Below are 20,196 nucleotides of genomic sequence, written 5' to 3'. Positions count from 1 at the left end.
CCCGATTGACGGTCGGGAACGCTTCGAGATTCATCGAAGCACTTTGACTGAGAAATCAATAGTGTTTCGGCGGCCATAGCGAAGGGGAAACGCCCGGTTACATTCCGAACCCGGAAGCTAAGACCTTCAGCGCCGATGGTACTGCAGGGGTGACCCTGTGGGAGAGTAGGACACCGCCGGACTTCTTTCGAGGAGGCCCACCCGTACATCGGGTGGGCCTTCTTCGTTTAAGGACCGTTTTCGGCCCGCGATCGAGCTCGATCCGGCCGTAGCATGAACCGACCACGGGAGAACGATGGCTGACGAGAGCAAGCGGCCGCAGGGTAAGCGTCCGGGCGACGGCGCCCGCGGACCGCGCAAGCCCGGCGGCCCCGCCGGACGAGCCGGCGACAAGCCCGCGTGGAAGAAGCGCGACTCCGCTGACGGCGGCAAGCCCGCGGGTGACCGCAAGCCTTGGGAGAAGCGCGATCGCAAGCCGGGCGACAAGGCGCGCGGTGAGCGGAAGCCCTGGGAGAAGCGCGATGGCAAGCCGGGCGACAAGGCGCGCGGTGAGCGGAAGCCCTGGGAGAAGCGCGATGGCAAGCCCGGTGGCAAGCCGTGGGAGAAGAAGGGCGAGAGGTCGGGAGACCGCGCCGACCGGCCGCCGCGGCCTCGCGAGGACGACCGTCCGCGCCACGACGACCCGCTCATCCCCGAGGATGTCGCGGCGAACCAGCTCGATCGCGCCGCCCGTGCCGAGCTCAAGACGCTCAGCAAGGACAATGCCGACTGGGTCGCGAAGCACCTCGTCATGGCGGGGCGGCTGATCGACACGGATCCCGAGCTCGCACACCGGCACGCGCTCGCTGCGGCGCGTCGGGCGGGGCGCATCGGTGTCGTGCGTGAGACCTCGGCGATCACGGCGTACGCGACGGGCGACTTCGCGCTCGCCTTGCGCGAATTGCGCACCTACCGTCGCATCACGGGGCGCGACGATCAGCTTCCTCTCATGGTCGACTCCGAGCGCGGCGTCGGACGACCGCAGCAGGCCCTCGAGCTCGGCCGGTCGGTTCCGCGCGCGGACCTCGAGCCCGCCGTCCAGGTCGCTCTCGCGATCGCGATGTCGGGTGCCCGCCTCGATCTGGGGCAGCCCGAGTTGGCGCTCACGGAGCTCGAGATCCCGCAGCTCGACCCCGACCGCGCGTTCTCGTACAGCCCTGCGCTGTTCGACGCCTACGCGACCGTGCTCGAGGAGCTCGGCCGTGGCGAGGAGGCCGCCGAGTGGTATGCCCGCTCGGAGCGCGCCGCGGAGGCGCTCGAGGAGGCGTCCGTTCCGGAGGGTCAGGACACGATCGAGATCGTCGAGGAGATCCTCGACGACGAGTACGACGACGTCGAGATCGTCGAACTCGAGGACGAGACCGCGGAGGGCGAGCCCGAGTGACGGCTATCGCTCCGTCGGCGCCACTGGCCGGCGTCGACGTCCTGCTCGCCGACCTCGACGGCGTCGTCTATGCGAGCCACCAGGCGATCCCGTACGCAGTCGAGGCGCTCAACGCGGCGGCCGCGTACGGCATCCGGCTCGGCTACCTCACGAACAACGCGTCGCGTACGCCAGAGACGGTCGCGGGTCAGCTGCGCGAGCTCGGGCTCGACGCGACGCCCGACGAGATCGTCTCCTCGCCGCAGGCTGCGGTCGTGCTGCTGGCCGACCTCGTGCCCGCGGGGTCGACGATCCTCGTCGTCGGCGGCGACGGCCTCGTCTCCGAGGTCGAGAAGGCCGGCTTCCGCGTCACGCGGTCGGCGGACGACGATCCCGCCGCGGTCGTGCAGGGCTTCGCCCCCGCGGTCGCATGGACCGACCTGGCCGAGGCCGCGTTCGCGCTCCGGGGCGGCGACGCCGGCATCCCGTGGGTCGCCACGAACACCGACTGGACCATCCCGCAGGCGCGGGGCACCGCGCCCGGCAACGGCACGCTCGTCTCGGCGGTGCACACGGCCGTCGGTCGACTGCCCGTCGTCGCGGGCAAGCCCGAACGAGCCCTCTTCGACGTCGCCGTCGCGCGCTTCGGGGCGCGGCATCCGCTCTTCATCGGCGACCGGCTCGACACCGACATCATGGGCGCGCGTCGCGCCGGGATGCAGTCGGCGCTCGTGCTGACCGGCATCGACGGTCCGAAGCAGCTGCTCGCGGCCGCGGCGGACTCGCGTCCGGACTACATCCTCGAGGACCTGCGTGGCCTCGCCGAGGACTACCCGGCGACGGAGGACGTGCGCGACATCACGGGTGTGCGCCGTGTGCGCGTCGGAACCGCCGTCGTGCGCCACGACGGCGAGCGGCTCACACTCGAGACTCCCGGAAGCGGCATCGACCGCGTCCGCGCCGCCGCGGCCGCGGTGTGGGGTGCGGGCGTGCCCATCTACGCGCTCGACGTCGCGCCGGAACTATATTCGTGACCGTGACCGACGAGACGATGCAGCCAGACGCGCCGGAGGACCGCGAGCCGAGCGCGCTGCTGTCGCGCCTCCGCGTCATCGAGGACCAGCCCCTCGCCGACCGCGCCGCAGCGCTCTCGCAGCTCCACGACGAGCTGCGCGCGCGGCTCGAATCCGGGGACGCGCCGCGTCCGCATGCCTGACGCCGCCGCATCCGGGGCCCGGCTCGACGCCGAGCTCGTGCGACGCGGCCTCGCCCGCTCGCGCGCGATCGCGGTCGAGGCGATCGCCCAGGGGCTCGTGACCGTCGATGGCGCCCCGGCGGCCAAGGCGTCGCTGCGCGTCGGTGCGGATGCCGAGCTCGCCGTCGCGGGCGCCGACCACTACGTGAGCCGCGGCGCGCACAAGCTCATCGGTGCGCTCGACGCCTTCGGGGTCGACCCCTCCGGGCGGGTGTGCCTCGACGCGGGCGCCTCGACGGGCGGGTTCACACAGGTGCTGCTCGAGCGGGGCGCCGCGCGGGTGTTCGCGGTCGACGTCGGCCACGGCCAGCTCGTGCGGGAGATGCGGGAGAACCCGCGCGTCGCGAACCTCGAGGGCCAGAACCTCCGGCACTTGACGCGAGAATCTCCCGCGTTTCTGAGCTACCGTGCCGAGCTCGCGCTCTCCGGATGGCCGACGCTCGTCGTCGGCGACCTCAGCTTCATCTCGCTCACGCAGGTGCTGCATCCGCTCCTCGCCCTCGCCGAACCGGATGCCGACCTCCTGCTGCTCGTCAAGCCGCAGTTCGAGGTGGGGCGCGGCGGCATCAAGGAAGGCATCGTGCGCGACCGAGCCCGCCGCCAGGAGGCGGCCTCGACCGTGCTGTGGTCGGCCTGGGACGCCGGACTCGGCGCCCTCGGCATCGTCGACAGCCCGATCCCGGGCGGCAGCGGCAACCGCGAGTACCTCGTGCACCTGCGTCGCGGCGCGCCCGACCCCTCGCACCTGCGCGACGCGGTCGCCGCGCTGGCCTGAGCCGCCGCGGGATCTCCGCCCTCCAGGTGGGCGCCCCCGCCGCGGCCGGATCGCGAGACCCATCCCGCGCGACCGCGGAGCGCCCCACTGATGCACAGGAGAGCGACGTCGAGCGCGGCGCGGGTCGGGCGCATCCGACAGAATGGGGACATGACCGACGCCGCCCGACATCTGCTGGTGGTCGCGCATACCGGCCGCGCGGATTCGCTCGAGGCCGGCATCCACGTGTGCCGTCGGCTCATCGACGCGGGCCTGACGCCCGTCGTATCGGATGACGAGCTCGCCGACCTGCGTGCGGCCGCGCCCGACCTGGCGCCGCTCGCGCTGCTCGGGGTCGACGTGCCCGCGTCGTCGCTCGAGCTCGTGATCGTGCTCGGCGGGGACGGCACGATCCTGCGGGCCGCGGAGCTCGCGCGGGGGTGCGACGCCCCGCTCATCGGCGTCAACCTCGGGCACGTGGGCTTCCTCGCGGAGGCCGAGCGCGAGGACCTCGACGAGGTGGTCCAGCGCGCACTCGAGGGAGACTACGTCGTCGAGGAGCGCATGACGCTCTCTGTCCGCGTGAAGCAGGGCGACGAGGTCGTCTTCGAGACGTGGGCGCTCAACGAGGCGACCGTCGAGAAGGCGAGCCGCGAGCGGTCGCTCGAGGTCGTCGTCGAGGTCGACCAGCGTCCGCTGTCGACGTTCGGATGCGACGGCGTCGTGATGTCGACGCCCACCGGCTCCACCGCCTACGCGTTCTCGGCGGGCGGCCCCGTCGTCTGGCCCGGGCTTCAGGCGATCCTCATGGTGCCGCTCTCGGCGCACGCGCTCTTCGCCCGCCCCCTCGTGGTGGCTCCCGACTCGCCCGTCGCGATCGAACTGCTCGAGCGCTCGCAGGGCCACGGGGTGCTGTGGTGCGACGGCCGCCGCATGTTCGAGCTGCCGCCGGGCGCGCGCGTGGTCGTGCGACGCTCGCCCAAGCCCGTGCTGCTGGCGCGTCTCGCGCCGCGCCCCTTCGTCGACCGGCTCGTGAACAAGTTCGGCCTCCCGGTCGACGGATGGCGCGGTCCCGCGTCGGAGGCGGCTGCGGAGGAGCGGGGGCGCGCGTGATCGAGGAGCTGTCGATCAGCGGCCTCGGCGTCATCGGCGAGGCGCGCCTGCCGCTCGGGCCCGGGTTCACAGCCGTCACGGGCGAGACGGGCGCAGGCAAGACCATGGTCGTCACGGCGCTCGCGCTGCTGCTGGGCGAACGGGCGGATGCGGGGAGCGTCCGTGCGGGAAGCGCCCAGGCGAGCGTCGAGGGCCGCTGGCTCGTGGCCGACGACGGAGCCGTCGCCGAGCGCGTGCGCGAGGCGGGCGGCGACCTCGACCCGATCGGCGACGGCCGCGCCGAGCTCATCCTCGCCCGTACCGTGTCGGCGGAGGGCCGCAGCCGCGGCGTCGTCGGCGGCAGGTCCACGCCGGTCGGCGTGCTCGCCGAGCTCGGCGAGCGGCTCGTCGTCGTGCACGGGCAGTCGGATCAGCTGCGCCTGCGCTCCGCGGCGGCCCAGCGCGACGCGCTCGACGCATCCGCGGGGCCCGAGCATCTCGCGCGCGTCGCGGAGTTCGCACGCGCCTTCGAGAGCTGGCGCGCGCTCGCATCCGAGCTCGAACGGCTCACGAGCGACCGCGACGACCGCGCTCGCGAGGCCGAGCAGCTGCGCCTCGACCTCGCCGAGTTCGAGGAGCTCGCGCCGCAGCCGGGCGAGGACGACGACCTCGCCGCCCGGGCGGAGCGCCTCGGCAACCTCGAGGAGCTGCGCCTCGCCGCCGTGCTCGCGCAGGAAGCCGTCTCGTCGCAGTCGGGGGAGGACCGCCCGGATGCCGTCGCGCTCGTCGAGGAGGCCCGCCGGGCCCTCGCGCGGGTCGGCGACCACGACCCCGCTCTCGCGCCGGCGCGCGAGGGCCTCGACGCGATCTCCTTCCAGCTCGCCGAGGTGTCGACCGAGCTCTCGCACTACCTGGCCGGTCTCGACGTCGACGCAGCGGGGGAGCTCGAGGCCGTGCAGGAGCGCCGCGCGGCGCTCGCGGCGTTCTCGCGTAAGCACGGCGCCCCGCTCGACGAGGTCGTCGAGCGCCTCGAGAAGGCGGGTCTGCGGCTCGTCGAGCTCGACGGCGACGACGACCGCATCCGCGCACTCGAGGGCGAGGTCGCATCCGCGTTCGAGCGCGTGGGTGCTCTCGCGGCGACCGTCTCGGAGGGCCGTCGTGCCGCGGCCGCGCGGCTCGCGGACGAGGTCTCGGCCGAGCTCGCGGCGCTCGCGATGCCCGACGCGCGGCTCGTCGTCGAGGTCGAGGATGCCGAGCTCACGGCGCACGGGCGCGATCGCGTCGCGTTCCTGCTGCGACCGCATCAGGGCGCCGAGCCGCGTCCGCTCGCGAAGGGCGCATCCGGGGGAGAGCTCTCGCGCGTCATGCTCGCGCTCGAGGTCGTGCTCGCGGCGGGCGGCGAGGTGCCGACGTTCGTGTTCGACGAGGTCGACGCCGGCGTCGGAGGCGCCGCGGCCATCGAGATCGGGCGACGGCTCGCACGGCTCGCGGAGTCGGCGCAGGTCATCGTCGTGACGCACCTCGCCCAGGTCGCGGCGTTCGCGGGCAACCACCTCGTCGTCGAGAAGGACAGCGACGGCCTCGTGACGGCGTCGAGCGTGCGGCAGGTCGACGAGTCCGAGCGCGCGGCCGAGATGGCGCGTCTGCTGTCGGGGCTCTCGGACTCCGAGTCGGGGCTCGCACACGCGCGGGAGCTGCTGGAGCTCGCGCGGGGGTAGGGCGCGGGTCGGGTTTCGATACGCCGCTTCGCGGCTACTCAACCAGCGGGTGGGGCGCGGGGGTGAACCGCGCGACACGCCGATGCGGGCCCGTCGGGACGCGTGTCGCAGCGCGCGCCCGGATTCGTGACATATGCTGAAACCCCGTGGTGAACAATCCGGGATCAGCCGTTACCAAGCACATCTTCGTCACCGGGGGCGTCGTCTCCTCGCTGGGTAAGGGCCTCACCGCCGCCAGTCTCGGCAACCTCCTCACCGCGCGCGGTCTGCACGTCGTAATGCAGAAGCTCGACCCGTATCTCAACGTCGACCCGGGCACGATGAACCCGTTCCAGCACGGCGAGGTCTTCGTGACCGACGACGGCGCCGAGACCGACCTCGACATCGGCCACTACGAGCGCTTCCTCGACATCAACCTCGACCAGGCGGCGAACGTCACGACGGGCCAGATCTACTCGAACGTCATCGCGAAGGAGCGCCGCGGCGAGTACCTCGGCGACACCGTGCAGGTCATCCCGCACATCACCGACGAGATCAAGCGCCGGATGCGGCTGCAGGCGCAGCCGGGCGAGGACGGCACCCCCGCGCCCGACGTCATCATCACCGAGATCGGCGGCACGGTCGGCGACATCGAGTCGCAGCCGTTCATCGAGTCGGCGCGTCAGGTGCGCCACGAGCTCGGCCGCAACAACGTCTTCTTCGTGCACGTCTCGCTCGTGCCGTTCATGGGCGCCTCGGGCGAGCAGAAGACGAAGCCGACGCAGCACTCCGTCGCCGCGCTCCGCAGCATCGGCATCCAGCCTGACGCGCTCGTGCTCCGCAGCGACCGCATCGTCTCCGAGTCGAACAAGCGCAAGATCGCGCTCATGTGCGACGTCGACGAGCGCGCCGTCGTCAACGCGGTCGACGTGCCCTCGATCTACGACATCCCGACGATGCTCAACCAGCAGGGTCTCGACGCGTACATCATCGAGCAGCTCGGCCTCGCCGAGAAGGCGGGCGACGTCGACTGGAGCGGCTGGTCGCAGCTGCTCAAGGCCGTGCACGAGCCCGCCCACGAGGTGACGATCGCCCTCGTCGGCAAGTACATCGACCTTCCCGATGCCTACCTCTCGGTCACCGAGGCGCTCCGCGCGGGCGGGTTCGCCCACCAGGCGAAGGTGTCCGTGCGCTGGGTGCCGTCCGACGAGTGCGAGACGCCCGAGGGTGCGGCGAAGATGCTCGGGGATGTCGACGGCATCTGCGTGCCGGGCGGCTTCGGCGTGCGCGGCATCGAGGGCAAGCTCGGCGCGCTGCGTTTCGCGCGCGAGAACGGCATCCCGGCCCTCGGCCTGTGCCTCGGCCTGCAGTGCATGGTCATCGAGTACGCGCGCGACGTCGCGGGCCTCCCGGGCGCGAGCTCGTCGGAGTTCGACCCCGACACCGAGTTCCCGGTCATCGCGACGATGGCGGAGCAGGTCGACATCCTCGACCACGGCGACCTCGGTGGCACGATGCGCCTCGGCCTCTACGAGGCGCACCTGAAGCCGGGTTCGGTCGTCGCCGAGGCCTACGGCTCCGAGGTCGTCTACGAGCGTCACCGCCACCGCTACGAGGTCAACAACCACTACACCGGCCAGATCGGCGAGGCGGGTCTCGTGTTCTCGGGCACCAACCCCGAGCACGGCCTCGTCGAGTTCGTCGAGCTCCCGCGCGAGGTGCACCCGTACTACGTCGGCACGCAGGCCCACCCGGAGCTGCGCTCGCGGCCCAACCGCGCGCATCCGCTGTTCCGCGGCCTCGTGGGCGCGGCGCTCGAGCGTCAGAAGGCGACGCGCCTCTTCGAGGTCGAGGGCGCGGACGCGCCCGAGGGCGAGGCGGCGGCTCCGGTCGTCACCGCGACCGAGCCCGCCGAGGTCTGAGTGACGCCCGCGGAGCGCGAGGCGCTGCTCTCGGGTCCGCTCGCGGATCTGCCCGACCCCGCGGAGGTCGTCGCATCCGACCGGGTGCTCGAGGGTCGGGTGTGGGACGTGCGACGCGACACCTTCCGCTTCGGCGGTCACGACGTCGTGCGCGACTACGTCGACCACACGGGCGCCGTCGCGGTGCTCGCGCGCGACGAAGACGGCCGTGTGCTCGTCATCAACCAGTACCGTCACGCCATCCGCACGCGCGACTGGGAGCTGCCCGCTGGCCTCCTCGACATGGAGGGGGAGGACCCGCTCGAGGCGGCGAAGCGCGAGCTCGCCGAGGAGGCGGACCTCGTGGCGAGGGAGTGGACCCCGCTCATCGACGTGGCGACGTCGCCGGGTGGCAGCGACGAGGTCATCCACGTCTTCGAGGCGCGCGGCGTGGAGGCGGCGCCCGAGGTGTACGCCCGCACCGAGGAGGAGGCCGAGATCGTGCTGCGCTGGGTGCCGCTCGACGAGGCCGTCGAGGCGGCGCTCGCGGGACGCATCCGCAACTCCATCCTGCTCATCGCGGTGCTCGCCGCCCATGCCCGCGGCTGAGCTCGAGCGGCAGCGCGACCGCTACCTGCGGCACCTCTCGATCGAGCGGGGCCTGTCGGCGAACTCGGTCGCGGCCTACCGGCGCGATCTCGCGGCGTTCCTCACGGCGCTCGCGGAGCGCGGGGTGACGGATGCCGCGGCCCTCGACGCGGATGCCGTGCGCGCCTACGTGGTCGGCCTGCGCGACCGCGAGGTGCCGCTCGCGGCGAGCTCGACGGCGCGCGTCATCTCGTCGATCCGCGGGTTCACGCGGTTCCTCGTCGAGGAGGGACTGCTCGAGTCGGATCCCGCCGAGGCGCTCACGGCGCCGAAGCTGCCGAAGCGCCTCCCGAAGGCGCTCACACGCGAGCAGGTCGAGGCGCTGCTCGCGGCGACGGATGGCGATGACCCCGTGCGCCTGCGCGACAAGGCGCTCCTCGAGCTCCTCTACGCGACGGGCGCGCGTGTCTCGGAGGCGGTCGCGCTCGACGTCGACGACCTCGTGGGGGAGGACGGCACGCCCGAGCTCATCCGTGTGGTGGGCAAGGGCGACAAGCAGCGCATCGTGCCGCTCGGCTCGTTCGCCCGTGCCGCGATCGAGGCGTACCTCGTGCGCGCGCGGCCGCTGCTCGGCTCGGGCACGCGGTCGACGCCCGCGCTCTTCCTGGGCGCGCGCGGCGCACGGCTGAGCCGGCAGAACGCGTGGCTCATCATCCGCGCCGCGGCCGAGCGCGCGGGCCTCACGGTCGAGGTGTCGCCGCACAGCCTGCGGCACTCGTTCGCGACGCACCTTCTCGCGGGGGGAGCGGATGTGCGGGTCGTCCAGGAGCTGCTGGGCCACGCATCCGTCGCGACGACGCAGCTGTACACGCACGTGACGATCGACGGACTGCGCGACGTCTACCAGCAGGCCCACCCGCGCGCCCGGTAGGCCCCGACGCAGCTGGTCGAGGAACGCCGCGGAGCGATGCGTCTCGAGACCGCGGCGCCCCGCATTCAACCTCTGGTTGAACCTGAGGCGAACCGTCCGGACCCCGCCTGTCGCCGCCCGGGCGTCTCCGGGGCCGGACGTACACTCGCGATATGACTGCGCAGCGGGAGGTCGCGAACGAACTCGCCGGGCTCGAGGACCTGGCCGTCGAGATCGGGCCGACGGGGCGACCCGTCACGGAGTTCCCCGTGCCCGCACCCCTCACGACGCACGGCCCCGCCCGCATCATCTCGCTCTGCAACCAGAAGGGCGGCGTCGGCAAGACGACGACGACCATCAGCCTCGGCGCCGCGCTCGCGGCCTACGGCCGCAAGGTGCTCGCGGTCGACTTCGACCCGCAGGGCGCCCTCTCGGCGGGGCTCGGCGTGCAGACGCACGACGTCACGACGATCTACGACCTGCTGCTCGGCTCGCAGAAGGACGTCGCCGGCGCCATTCAGCAGACCTCGACGCCGGGCCTCGACGTCATCCCCGCCAACATCGACCTCTCGGCCGCCGAGGTGCACCTCGTCAATGAGGTCGCGCGCGAGCAGATCCTCGCGCGGGTGCTGCGCCAGGTGACGGCCGACTACGACGTCGTGCTCATCGACTGCCAGCCCTCGCTCGGCCTCCTCACCGTCAACGCGCTCACGGCCGCCCACGGCGTGCTCATCCCTCTCGAGTGCGAGTTCTTCGCGCTCCGTGGCGTCGCATTGCTCGTCGAGACGATCGACAAGGTGCGCGACCGCCTGAACCCCGCGATCACGCTCGACGGCATCCTCGCGACGATGTACGACCCGCGCACGCTGCACTCGCGCGAGGTGCTCGAGCGCGTCGTCGAGGCGTTCGGTGACAAGGTGCTCGAGACGGTCATCAATCGCACCGTGAAGTTCCCGGATGCGTCGGTCGCCGGCACCCCGATCACCGAGTTCGCGCCGGATCACCACGCCGCCGAGCAGTACCGCCAGCTCGCGCGCGAGCTCGTGCACCGCAGCGCCGTCGCCTGACGCGGTCACCCGCGGGCTCGCGGCAGACCTCTGGTGATCGGCTCCGCCCGGAGGTAGTGTGGGCGGCCGGTCGTCGCCGACAGAAGGGAGCACGGATGGTCGCGCAGTGGTGGGACGAGGCCGTGCGCCCGCGCCTGCTGCTGCTGTCGCTGCTGCGCCGCGGCCCGCGCGCTCTCATCGCGGCGCTCGTGGTGCTCAACCTCGTCGCGGGCGTGCTGCCCGTGGCCTTCGTGGTCGCGTCGAGCCTGCTGATCGCCCAGGTGCCCGGTGTTGTCGCCGACGGCGTCGGGGGAGAGGCCTGGAGCTCGCTCGTCGCGTCGTTCGTCGCGGCCGCCGTGGTCTTCACACTCCAGCAGCTTGTGGCGCCCATCGTGGGAGCGCTCTCAGAGCGCCTGCGCCTGCGGCTCGACGCCCTCGTGCGCGATGATCTGGTGGCCGCGGTGTCGTCGACGACGGGCATCGGCATCCTCGAGGACCAGGGCTTCCTCGACGACCTCGGCGGCACGACGCGGTTCCTCGAGAACGACTGGGCGACCCCCGGCTCGGGAGGTGCGGGCATGCTCGCGCTCATCGCGCGCTACACGCAGCTGCTCGGTCTCGTCGTGCTCGTGGCTGTCGTCGTCGGCTGGTGGGCCGCGGTCGGCATCTGCGTCGTGACGCTCGTCTTCCGCTACGGGCAGCGCGGCGGCATGCGCAAGTACTCGACGGTGTGGGACCGCGTCGAGCGCGAGGGGCGCGAGTACGAGTACTTCCTCGGGCTCGGCACGGGCCCCGCGTCGGCCAAGGAGCTGCGCGTCTTCGACCTCGCGTCGTGGGTCGCCGATCGCACCCGCACGCCCTACCTCGCGATGTTCGGCCAGGTCGCATCCGAGCGCCGCCGGATCTTCTTCCGCCCGTACATCGCGTTCACGGCGATCGGTCTCGCCGTCATCCTGGCGGTGCTCGTCGCGATCGCGGTGGTCGCGAGCGACGGCGGCATCGACGTCGCGGGTCTCGCGCTCGGCACCCAGGCGGTCGCGCTCGCCGTGCTGCTCGGCCAGTACTACCCGGAGGCCGACGTGCTCACGCAGTTCGGTGCCCAGACGCTCAGCGCGCTCCGCCGCCTCGAGGCCCGCCGCGACGAGCTGCTCGCGGGCGAGACGACGCCGGGCGAGGGCTCGGATGCCGGCCTCGCGCTCGGACGCGCCCTCACCATCCGCTTCGAGAACGTGACGTTCCGCTATCCGGGCAGCGAGCGACCCGTGCTCGACGGCCTCGACCTCGAGCTCGTCGCGGGACGCTCCACAGCGCTCGTCGGCGTCAACGGCGCCGGCAAGACGACGCTCGTCAAGCTGCTCACGCGCCTCTACGAGCCGACCGGCGGCCGCATCACGGCAGACGGCGTCGACATCCGCGAGTTCGACCCCGTGCTGTGGCGGCGGGCGGTGTCGGTCATCTTCCAGGACTTCGTGCGCTACGAGCTCTCGGCCGCCGACAACATCGCACTCGGCGCCGCCTGGGCGCCGCACGACGCGGGGGCCATCCGCACCGCCGCCCGTCGCGCCGACATCGCCGACGTGCTGGAGGCGCTGCCCGCGACGTACGACACCGTGCTGTCGCGCGGCTACGAGGGCGGCGTCGACCTCTCGGGCGGCCAGTGGCAGCGCGTCGCGATCGCGCGCTCGCTCTACGCCCTCGCGCAGGGCGCGGGCGTGCTCGTGCTCGACGAGCCGACGAGCGCCCTCGACGTGCGCGCCGAGGTGGAGTTCTTCGACCACTTCGTCGACATCACGCGCGGCGCGACGGCGCTGCTCATCTCGCACCGCTTCTCGTCGGTGCGGCGGGCCGACCACATCGTCGTCATCGAGAAGGGGCGCGCGGTCGAGGCGGGGGACCACGGGGCGCTCCTGGCGGCCGACGGCCACTACGCCCGCCTCTTCCGCCTGCAGGCCGAGCGCTTCGCGCGCGGACTCGACGCCGAGGAGGAGGACGCATGACGCGGCGGGATCCCGACACCGCGGTGGGCGGGGGCCTGCTGCGCGGCATCGGCGCCCTCGTCGCCACGAGCTGGCGCGAGAGCCCCGCACGGATGCTCGTGGCCGGCGCGCTCATGGTCGTGCAGGCCGTGGCCATCCCGTTCGGCGCGGGTGCGCTCAGCGCGCTCACGGACCGTGCGCTCGCGGGAGACGCGCAGGGCGCCGTCGGCGCGGCGGTCGCCGCGGGTGTGCTGCTCATCGCGGCGCTCACCGCGGGGCACTTCGCGCACATCTTCCACTTCGAGCTCGGCGAGGCCGCGGAGCTCGCGATGCAGCGCCGCCTCATCCTGCTCTCGAACGGCTCGGCGGGCCTCGCGCACCACGACCGCGCCGACTACGCGGACCGGTTGCAGGTGCTTCGCCAGGAGGTGTCGCGCACACGTCAGCAGGTGGAGACGCTCTTCACCGCGTTCTCGCTCGCGATCGCCATCGCGACGACCGCCGTCATGCTCGCCCTCGTGTCGCCGTGGCTGCTCCTGCTGCCGATCGCTGCCGTGCCGCCGCTCCTGCTCGGTCGCCGCGCGGAGGACATCCTCGCGGAGGGCCGCGAGGCCTCGGCGGGCCACATCCGACGCTCGTGGCATCTGCTGCGGCTCGCGGCATCCGCCGGCCCCGCGAAGGAGTTGCGCGCGTGCGGGCTCGACGGCGAGATCCGCCGCCGTCAGGCCGACTCGTGGAGTGCCGCCGCCCGGGTGCTGAACCGGGCCCAGGGTCGCGCTCTCGTGCCGCGCCTGCTCGGGCAGCTCATCTTCGCCGTCGCGTACATCGGGGCGACGCTGCTCGTGATCTCGCGTGCGGTCGACGGGCGCGCGAGCGTCGGCGACGTCATCCTCGTCATCATCCTCGCGGGGCAGGTCAACCAGCAGGTCGCGGCCGCCGTGGGGGTGCTGCAGGAGCTGCAGCGGGGGTCGCGGATGATGCGCACCGTCGCGTGGGTCGAGCGCCTCGTGCATCGCGACGACCCCGCCGAGCCGCGACCCGTGCCCGCGCGGCTCGAGCACGGCATCCGCCTCGAGCGCGCGGCGTTCGGCTACCCGGGAACCGACGCGCGCGTGCTCGAGGGCGTCGACCTCGTGCTGCCCGCCGGATCGACGGTCGCGATCGTGGGCGAGAACGGCGCGGGGAAGACGAGCCTCGTGAAGCTGCTGTGTCGCTTCTATGACGTCGACGAGGGCGCGCTCACGGTCGATGGCATCGACGTGCGCGAGTTCGCGGTCGACGAGTGGCGCACGCGCATCTCGGCCGGGTTCCAGGACTTCGTGCGCTTCGAGCTGCCCGCGCGGGAGTCGATCGGCATCGGCGAGCTCGACGCCCTCGACGACGAGCCCGCCGTGCGCGGCGCGATCACGCGCGCCCGCTCCGACTCGCTCCTCGAGCGCTTCGACGACGGCCTCGACACCCTGCTCGGCAAGAGCTACCACGACGGCACCGAGCTCTCGGGCGGGCAGTGGCAGAAGGTCGCCCTCGCGCGCGCCATGATGCGCCCGGAGCCGCTGCTGCTCGTGCTCGACGAGCCGACCTCCGCCCTCGACGCCCAGGCCGAGCACGAGCTCTTCGAGCAGTACGCCGACACCGCACGGCGGGTGGGGGAGCGAACCGGCGCCGTCACCGTGCTCGTGTCCCACCGCTTCTCCACCGTGCGGATGGCAGACCTCATCGTCGTCGTCGCCGGGGGCCGCATCGCGCAGGCGGGCAGCCACGAGGAGCTCATGGCGGCGGGCGGGCTCTACGCCGAGCTCTACGAGCTGCAGGCGGCCTCGTACCGCTGAGCGCGGCGGCCCGACGGGGCGAGCCCGGACGGGCCGAGGCCCCGTCGACAACTAGACTCGCCCCCATGCAGGAGGCGGTTGCGGCGGAGCCGGAGACGGGCGGATTCCGCCTCACCCTCGCGAACTTCGACGGCCCCTTCGACCTGCTGCTGTCGCTCATCACGAAGCACGAGCTCGACATCACCGAGGTGTCGCTCTCGAAGGTGACCGACGAGTTCATCTCGTACCTCAAGGGCCTCGACGGCCCCGAGGAGCTCGATCAGGCGAGCGAGTTCCTCGTCGTCGCCGCGACGCTCCTCGACCTCAAGGTCGCGGGGCTTCTGCCGCAGGGCGAGCTCGTCGACGCCGAGGACGTCGCGCTGCTCGAGGCCCGCGACCTGCTCTTCGCCCGACTGCTGCAGTACCGGGCGTTCAAGGAGGCCGCGCGCTGGTTCGAGCAGCACCTCGATGCCGAGTCGGGTCGGCACGCACGCTCGGTGCGGCTCGAGGAGAAGTACCGACGGCAGACACCCGAGCTCGTGTGGACGCTCAGCCTGCACGACTTCGCGGCGCTCGCCGCACTCGCCATGGCGCCGCGGGAGATCCCCGTCGTCGGGCTCGACCACCTGCACGCGCCGCTCGTCAGCATCCGGGAGCAGGCGGCCGTCGTCGTGACGCTCCTGCGGTCGGGGGCGGCCACGACGTTCCGCGAGCTCGTCGCGGGCGCCGACCAGCGCGGCGTCGTCATCGCGCGGTTCCTCGCGGTGCTCGAGCTCTACCGGCACGCCGCGATCGGCTTCGAGCAGTTCGAGCCGCTCGGCGAGATCACCCTGCGCTGGACGGCGGCGCACTGGAACGACGACCAACTCGCGACCCTGGGGGCCGACTATGACCGATGAGGATCTCGATACGCCGGCTTCGCCGGCACTCGATCAGCGGGGTGAGGCGCCGGCTTCGCCGGCACGCGATCAGCGGGGTGAGGCCGACCTCGAGCGGCGCCTCGAGGCGATCATGCTCGTCGCCGACGAGCCGCTCCCTCTCGTGACCCTCGCGACGGCTCTCGGCGCGCCCGTGCCGGCCGTGCGCCAGTCGCTCGAGCGTCTCGTGGCCGACTACGACGGCGAGTCGGGCGGCCCCCGCCGCGGCTTCGAGCTGCGCGAGGTGGGAGGCGGATGGCGCCTCTACGTGCGCGCGGAGCACGACGACCTCGTGCGCGATTTCGTGCTCACGCAGAGCCCCACCAAGCTCTCGCAGGCGGCCCTCGAGACCCTCGCCGTGATCGCCTACAAGCAGCCGATCGCGCGCAGCTCGATCGCCGCCATCCGTGCCGTCAACGTCGACTCGGTCGTGCGCACGCTGCTCGGACGCGGCCTCATCACCGAGGCCTACACCGACGCCGAGACGGGCGCCATCCACTACGAGACGACGCCGCTGCTGCTCACCCAGCTCGGCATCAACTCGCTCGACGAGCTGCCGCCCATCTCGCCCCTGCTGCCCGACGGCGTCGAGGGCTTCGAGGAGCTCGGCGCGCGATGACACATCCGTGGGACGAGCGCCCCGAGGGCGAACGCCCTTCGACGGGCTCAGGACAGCGTCTGCAGAAGGTGCTCGCGGCCGCGGGCGTCGCCTCGCGCCGCGTGTGCGAGCAGTACATCGTCGAGGGGCGTGTGAGCGTCAACGGCAGCGTCGTGACCGAGCTCGGGCGCCGCATCGAGCCCGCGACCGACGCCGTCGAGGTCGACGGCGTGCCCGTGCAGCTCGACGTCGGGAAGCGCTACCTCATGCTCAACAAGCCGAAGGGCGTCGTGAGCTCGATGTCCGACGAGCAGGGGCGCCCCGATCTCGCCCGCTACGCCGAGCAGGCGGGGGAGCGCGTGTACAACGTGGGCCGCCTCGACGCCGAGACGACGGGGCTGCTCGTGCTCACGAACGACGGCGAGCTCGCTCACGTGCTCGCGCATCCGTCGTACGGCGTCGAGAAGACCTACCTCGCGACCGTCCGCGGCGTCGTGAAGCAGGATGCGCTGCGTCGCCTCCGCCAGGGCGTCGAGCTCGACGACGGGCCCATCGCCGCCGATCGCGTGCGTGTCGTGGGCGAGCCCTCGGGCGGTCGCACGATCGTCGAGATCACCCTGCACTCGGGTCGCAACCGCATCGTCCGCCGCATGATGGCCGCCGTCGGCCACCCCGTCATCGAGCTCGTGCGCCGATCCTTCGGTCCGCTGCACCTCGGCTCGCTCGGGGCGGGGCGGATGCGCGATCTCACTAAGGTGGAGGTCGGCGCGCTCCTCGCCCTCGCCCGCGATGCGAAGGCACACGACGCGCGCGGCGGCGCCACCGCATCCGGCGCGCCCGCCCGCACCCCGAGCACCAAAAAGCGAGGCCCCCGATGAACGACCGCCGCCTCATCGAGCAGGTGCGCGTCGTCGGCTCCGGGCTGCTCGGAGCGAGCATCGGCCTCGGGCTCTCGGCGAAGGGCGTCGACGTCATCCTCGACGACGCCTCGCCGTCGACGCGCGCCCTCGCGATCGCCTACGGCGCCGGTCGCGCGCCCGCGGAGGGCGACGCCCCGGGACTCATCGTCGTCGCCGTGCCGCCGGACGTCGTCGCCGACGTCGTGGCGGCCGAGCTCGAGCGCTACCCCGACGCCCTCGTGACGGATGTCGCGAGCGTCAAGCTCGCGCCCCTCACCGAGCTGCGCGAGCGCGGCGCCGACCTCTCGCGCTACCTCGGCTCCCACCCCATGGCGGGTCGCGAGCGCGGGGGAGCGGTCTCGGCACGCGCCGACCTGTTCATCGGCCGCCCGTGGATCCTCGCGGGCCACGACGGCATCACGTACCGTCGCGCCGCCGCGATCGAGGACATGGTGCTCGACCTCGGCGCCGTGCCGATCGAGATGGATGTCGCCGTGCACGACCGCAGCGTCGCCCTCGTCTCCCACGCGCCGCAGCTCGTCGCGAGCCTCCTCGCGAGCCGCCTGCGCGAGGGGTCGGGCACGGCGCTCGGCCTCGCGGGCCAGGGCCTGCGCGACACGACACGCATCGCGGGCAGCAGCCCCGAGCTGTGGGTGCAGATCCTCGGCGCCAACGCCGCCGAGGTGGCCGCCGTGCTGCGCCCGCTGCGCGACGACCTCGACGCCGTCATCGCCGCGCTCGACGACCCCGAGGCCCCTGCGTCGCGCCGCGTCATCGCCGAGGCCCTCGTGGCAGGCAACGACGGAGTGTCGCGCATCCCCGGCAAGCACGGTCAGGACAAGCGCTACGCCTCCCTCGTCGTCAAGGTCGACGACAAGCCCGGCGAGCTCGCGCGCCTGCTCACCGAGATCGGCGAGGAGGGCGTCAACATGGAGGATCTCCGCATCGAGCACTCGCCCGAGACACGCGTCGGCTTCGCCGAGATCTCCGTGCTGCCGGAGGCCGCGCATCCGCTCGCGACCGCGCTCGAGCAGCGCGGCTGGACGCTCATGGAGGCGGAGCGGTGAGCCCCGACCTTGGCCGCCCCGACCTCGGCCGCCCCGACCTCGGCCGCCCCGACCTCGGTCGCCCCGTCGTCGTCGCCGTCGACGGCCCCGCGGGCTCGGGCAAGTCGAGCGTCAGCAAGGCGGCCTCGCGGCGCCTCGGCTACGCCTTCCTCGACACGGGCGCCGCCTACCGCGCGCTCACCTGGCTCGCCCTCGAGAGCGGCCTCGATACCGCGGATGCGGCATCCGTCGTCGCGCTGCTCGACGGCTTCGCCTACACGACCGAGGTGACCGACGAGGGCACGCGCGTGCGCGTGGGCGAGACGGATGTCACGGCCGCCATCCGCGAGCCCCGTGTCTCGGCCGTCGTGAGCGACGTCGCGCGCGTGCCCGAGGTGCGGCTCGCCCTCAACGACGCGTTCCGACGGATGATCGCGGGCACCTCGGCGCCCGGCATCGTCGTCGAGGGGCGCGACATCACGACGGTCGTCGCGCCCGACGCCCAGGTGCGCATCCTGCTCACGGCCGACGAGGCGGTTAGAATTGCCAGGCGATCGGCGGAGCTGGCGCCCGGCACCGCCTCCACGGCGGAGCAGCTGCGCGAGCGCGACGCCCGCGACTCCCAGGTGGTCGACTTCATGACGGCGGCACCCGGGGTCACCACGATCGACTCCACCGAGCTCGACTTCGATCAGACCGTTCAGGCGGTCGTCGAGCTGGTGCACGCGACCATCTCCCCTCACTGACAGGACACGACATGACCGAGCGCGAGCCGGACGCCCCGTTCGACCCCGAGTTCGACGCCGCCGATGAGTTCGAGGCCGACCCCGGCCTCGCCGAGCGCCTCGCCGACATCGACGACGACCTCGCCGAGCAGCGTGCCGCATCCCTGCGCGCGGGCCTCGCCGACTACGAGCTCGACGACGAGGACCTCGAGGTGCTGCAGGCCGCCGAGGCGGGGCCCGACGGCATCACCTACCTTCCGGCGCTTCCGGTGCTCGCGATCGTCGGCCGGCCGAACGTCGGCAAGTCGGCGCTCGTCAACCGCATCATCGGCCGTCGCGAGGCCGTCGTCGAGGACGTGCCGGGCGTCACGCGCGACCGCGTCTCGTACAAGTCCGAGTGGCTCGGGCGTCGCTACACGGTCGTCGACACGGGCGGCTGGGAGCCGGATGCCGCGGGCATCAACGCCTCCGTCGCCGCGCAGGCGGAGGTCGCGGTCGACCTCGCCGACGCCGTGCTGTTCGTCGTCGACATCAACGTCGGTGCGACCGCGACCGACGAGCACGTCGTGCGGATGCTGCGCGCGGCGAAGAAGCCCGTCATCCTCGTCGCCAACAAGGCCGACGATGCCATCAAGGATCCGCAGGCAGCCGAGCTCTGGAGCCTCGGGCTCGGCGAGCCGTGGCCCGTCTCGGCCCTCCACGGTCGCGGCGTGGCCGACCTGCTCGACCACGTCATGACGGTGCTGCCGGAGGTGTCGGCGGTCGCCAAGCAGGAGATCGGCGGACCTCGCCGCGTCGCCATCCTCGGCCGCCCGAACGTCGGCAAGAGCTCGCTGCTCAACAAGGCCGCGGGCGAGGAGCGCGTCGTCGTCAACGAGCTCGCGGGCACGACCCGCGACCCGGTCGACGAGCAGATCGAGCTCGCGGGCCGCATCTGGACCTTCGTCGACACCGCCGGCATCCGCAAGCGCGTGCACCTCCAGCAGGGCGCCGATTTCTACGCCTCGCTGCGTACCTCGGCCGCGCTCGAGAAGGCGGAGGTCGCCGTCGTCGTGCTCGACGTGACCGAGCCGATCAGCGTGCAGGATCTGCGCATCATCGACCTCGTGCTCGAGTCGGGCCGCGCGCTCGTGCTCGCGTTCAACAAGTGGGACCTGCTCGACGACGACCGCCGCCGCTACCTCGAGCGCGAGATCGAGCAGGATCTCGCCCACGTCACGTGGGCGCCGCGCGTCAACATCTCCGCGCGCACGGGTCGCCACCTCGAGAAGCTCGTGCCCGCGCTCGAGACGGCCCTCGAGAGCTGGGACACGCGCATCCCGACCGGCAAGTTCAACGCCCTGCTCGCCGAGCTCACCGCGGAGCACCCGCACCCCGTGCGCGGCGGCAAGCAGCCCCGCATCCTCTTCGGCACCCAGGCGTCGACGCGTCCGCCGACCTTCGTGCTGTTCACGACGGGCTTCCTCGACCCGCAGTACCGCCGCTTCATCCAGCGTCGCCTGCGCGAGGTGTACGGCTTCGAGGGCACCCCCATCGTCGTCAACATGCGCGTCCGGGAGAAGCGCAAGCGCTGAGCTTGCGC

18 protein-coding genes and 1 rRNA gene are annotated in these 20,196 nt (G+C 72.7%); all 19 read left to right on the top strand.

Features of this window, described 5'->3' with window-relative positions; translation table 11 throughout:
• The first annotated feature begins 65 nt into the window (after positions 1–65).
• The 19 genes from rrf to der all read left to right on the top strand — a co-directional run bounded on the left by rrf (position 66) and on the right by der (position 20,188).
• Positions 66–182 (top strand): 5S ribosomal RNA (gene rrf, locus H4J02_RS08560).
• A gap of 113 nt (positions 183–295) precedes the next feature.
• Positions 296–1,423 carry a hypothetical protein gene (locus tag H4J02_RS13915; RefSeq protein WP_222942159.1) on the top strand — a complete coding sequence of 376 codons (1,128 nt, stop codon included), beginning with the start codon at positions 296–298 and terminating at the stop codon, positions 1,421–1,423.
• A 5-nt stretch (positions 1,424–1,428) separates the two neighbouring features.
• Entirely contained in the window at positions 1,429–2,436 is a 1,008-nt protein-coding gene (locus H4J02_RS08550) for an HAD-IIA family hydrolase (protein ID WP_187676502.1), read from the top strand.
• A 2-nt stretch (positions 2,437–2,438) separates the two neighbouring features.
• The gene (locus H4J02_RS08545; RefSeq protein WP_187674201.1) at positions 2,439–2,618 is read left to right on the top strand and encodes a hypothetical protein; all 180 of its coding nucleotides are present in this window, start codon (positions 2,439–2,441) and stop codon (positions 2,616–2,618) included.
• The gene (locus tag H4J02_RS08540) at positions 2,611–3,432 is read left to right on the top strand and encodes a TlyA family RNA methyltransferase (protein WP_187674200.1); all 822 of its coding nucleotides are present in this window, start codon (positions 2,611–2,613) and stop codon (positions 3,430–3,432) included. Before H4J02_RS08545 ends, H4J02_RS08540 begins: the two co-directional genes overlap by 8 nt.
• A 150-nt stretch (positions 3,433–3,582) precedes the next feature.
• A complete protein-coding gene (locus H4J02_RS08535) occupies positions 3,583–4,524 on the top strand; it encodes an NAD kinase (RefSeq protein WP_187674199.1) in 942 nt (313 codons plus the stop codon).
• The gene (recN, locus tag H4J02_RS08530; RefSeq protein WP_187674198.1) at positions 4,521–6,221 is read left to right on the top strand and encodes a DNA repair protein RecN; all 1,701 of its coding nucleotides are present in this window, start codon (positions 4,521–4,523) and stop codon (positions 6,219–6,221) included. Before H4J02_RS08535 ends, recN begins: the two co-directional genes overlap by 4 nt.
• Positions 6,222–6,367: 146 nt before the next feature.
• A complete protein-coding gene (locus H4J02_RS08525; protein WP_187674197.1) occupies positions 6,368–8,122 on the top strand; it encodes a CTP synthase in 1,755 nt (584 codons plus the stop codon).
• Positions 8,123–8,710, top strand: coding sequence for an NUDIX hydrolase (locus H4J02_RS08520; RefSeq protein ID WP_316250692.1), 588 nt, complete (start codon positions 8,123–8,125; stop codon positions 8,708–8,710).
• A complete protein-coding gene (gene xerD, locus H4J02_RS08515) occupies positions 8,697–9,620 on the top strand; it encodes a site-specific tyrosine recombinase XerD (RefSeq protein ID WP_187674196.1) in 924 nt (307 codons plus the stop codon). Before H4J02_RS08520 ends, xerD begins: the two co-directional genes overlap by 14 nt.
• 152 nt (positions 9,621–9,772) lie before the next feature.
• Complete coding sequence (locus H4J02_RS08510) at positions 9,773–10,666, top strand: ParA family protein (protein ID WP_187674195.1); 894 nt, start codon at positions 9,773–9,775, stop codon at positions 10,664–10,666.
• Between the two features lie 95 nt (positions 10,667–10,761).
• Entirely contained in the window at positions 10,762–12,642 is a 1,881-nt protein-coding gene (locus H4J02_RS08505) for an ABC transporter ATP-binding protein (protein ID WP_187674194.1), read from the top strand.
• Positions 12,639–14,450 carry an ABC transporter ATP-binding protein gene (locus H4J02_RS08500; RefSeq protein WP_187674193.1) on the top strand — a complete coding sequence of 604 codons (1,812 nt, stop codon included), beginning with the start codon at positions 12,639–12,641 and terminating at the stop codon, positions 14,448–14,450. The genes H4J02_RS08505 and H4J02_RS08500 overlap by 4 nt, the downstream gene beginning before the upstream one ends.
• 65 nt (positions 14,451–14,515) lie before the next feature.
• Positions 14,516–15,328: a ScpA family protein gene (locus H4J02_RS08495; RefSeq protein WP_187674192.1), complete on the top strand. Its 813-nt coding sequence runs from the start codon at positions 14,516–14,518 to the stop codon at positions 15,326–15,328.
• Complete coding sequence (gene scpB, locus H4J02_RS08490) at positions 15,318–15,965, top strand: SMC-Scp complex subunit ScpB (protein WP_187674191.1); 648 nt, start codon at positions 15,318–15,320, stop codon at positions 15,963–15,965. Before H4J02_RS08495 ends, scpB begins: the two co-directional genes overlap by 11 nt.
• Complete coding sequence (locus tag H4J02_RS08485; protein WP_187674190.1) at positions 15,962–16,822, top strand: pseudouridine synthase; 861 nt, start codon at positions 15,962–15,964, stop codon at positions 16,820–16,822. Before scpB ends, H4J02_RS08485 begins: the two co-directional genes overlap by 4 nt.
• On the top strand, positions 16,819–17,910 hold the full coding sequence (locus H4J02_RS08480) for a prephenate dehydrogenase (RefSeq protein WP_187674189.1): 1,092 nt from the start codon (positions 16,819–16,821) through the stop codon (positions 17,908–17,910). The genes H4J02_RS08485 and H4J02_RS08480 overlap by 4 nt, the downstream gene beginning before the upstream one ends.
• Positions 17,907–18,635 (top strand): (d)CMP kinase, encoded by a 729-nt coding sequence (gene cmk / locus H4J02_RS08475; protein WP_187674188.1) that lies wholly within the window; start codon positions 17,907–17,909, stop codon positions 18,633–18,635. The genes H4J02_RS08480 and cmk overlap by 4 nt, the downstream gene beginning before the upstream one ends.
• An 11-nt stretch (positions 18,636–18,646) precedes the next feature.
• Positions 18,647–20,188 (top strand): ribosome biogenesis GTPase Der, encoded by a 1,542-nt coding sequence (gene der, locus H4J02_RS08470; protein ID WP_187674187.1) that lies wholly within the window; start codon positions 18,647–18,649, stop codon positions 20,186–20,188.
• Positions 20,189–20,196: the final 8 nt, after the last annotated feature.

This window comes from Protaetiibacter sp. SSC-01 (assembly GCF_014483895.1).
Taxonomy (GTDB): Bacteria; Actinomycetota; Actinomycetes; order Actinomycetales; family Microbacteriaceae; genus Homoserinibacter.
Note: the sequence above shows the minus strand (reverse complement) of the source record. Positions and strands in the feature narration are given on the sequence as shown.

Coding starts and splice junctions, on each gene's coding strand:
- H4J02_RS08485 (WP_187674190.1), top strand. CDS start 15,962: ATGACACATCCGTGGGACGAGCGCCCCGAGGGCGAACGCCCTTCGACG.
- H4J02_RS08540 (WP_187674200.1), top strand. CDS start 2,611: ATGCCTGACGCCGCCGCATCCGGGGCCCGGCTCGACGCCGAGCTCGTG.
- der (WP_187674187.1), top strand. CDS start 18,647: ATGACCGAGCGCGAGCCGGACGCCCCGTTCGACCCCGAGTTCGACGCC.
- H4J02_RS08480 (WP_187674189.1), top strand. CDS start 16,819: ATGAACGACCGCCGCCTCATCGAGCAGGTGCGCGTCGTCGGCTCCGGG.
- H4J02_RS08505 (WP_187674194.1), top strand. CDS start 10,762: ATGGTCGCGCAGTGGTGGGACGAGGCCGTGCGCCCGCGCCTGCTGCTG.
- H4J02_RS13915 (WP_222942159.1), top strand. CDS start 296: ATGGCTGACGAGAGCAAGCGGCCGCAGGGTAAGCGTCCGGGCGACGGC.
- H4J02_RS08495 (WP_187674192.1), top strand. CDS start 14,516: ATGCAGGAGGCGGTTGCGGCGGAGCCGGAGACGGGCGGATTCCGCCTC.
- H4J02_RS08510 (WP_187674195.1), top strand. CDS start 9,773: ATGACTGCGCAGCGGGAGGTCGCGAACGAACTCGCCGGGCTCGAGGAC.
- H4J02_RS08535 (WP_187674199.1), top strand. CDS start 3,583: ATGACCGACGCCGCCCGACATCTGCTGGTGGTCGCGCATACCGGCCGC.
- H4J02_RS08500 (WP_187674193.1), top strand. CDS start 12,639: ATGACGCGGCGGGATCCCGACACCGCGGTGGGCGGGGGCCTGCTGCGC.
- xerD (WP_187674196.1), top strand. CDS start 8,697: ATGCCCGCGGCTGAGCTCGAGCGGCAGCGCGACCGCTACCTGCGGCAC.
- scpB (WP_187674191.1), top strand. CDS start 15,318: ATGACCGATGAGGATCTCGATACGCCGGCTTCGCCGGCACTCGATCAG.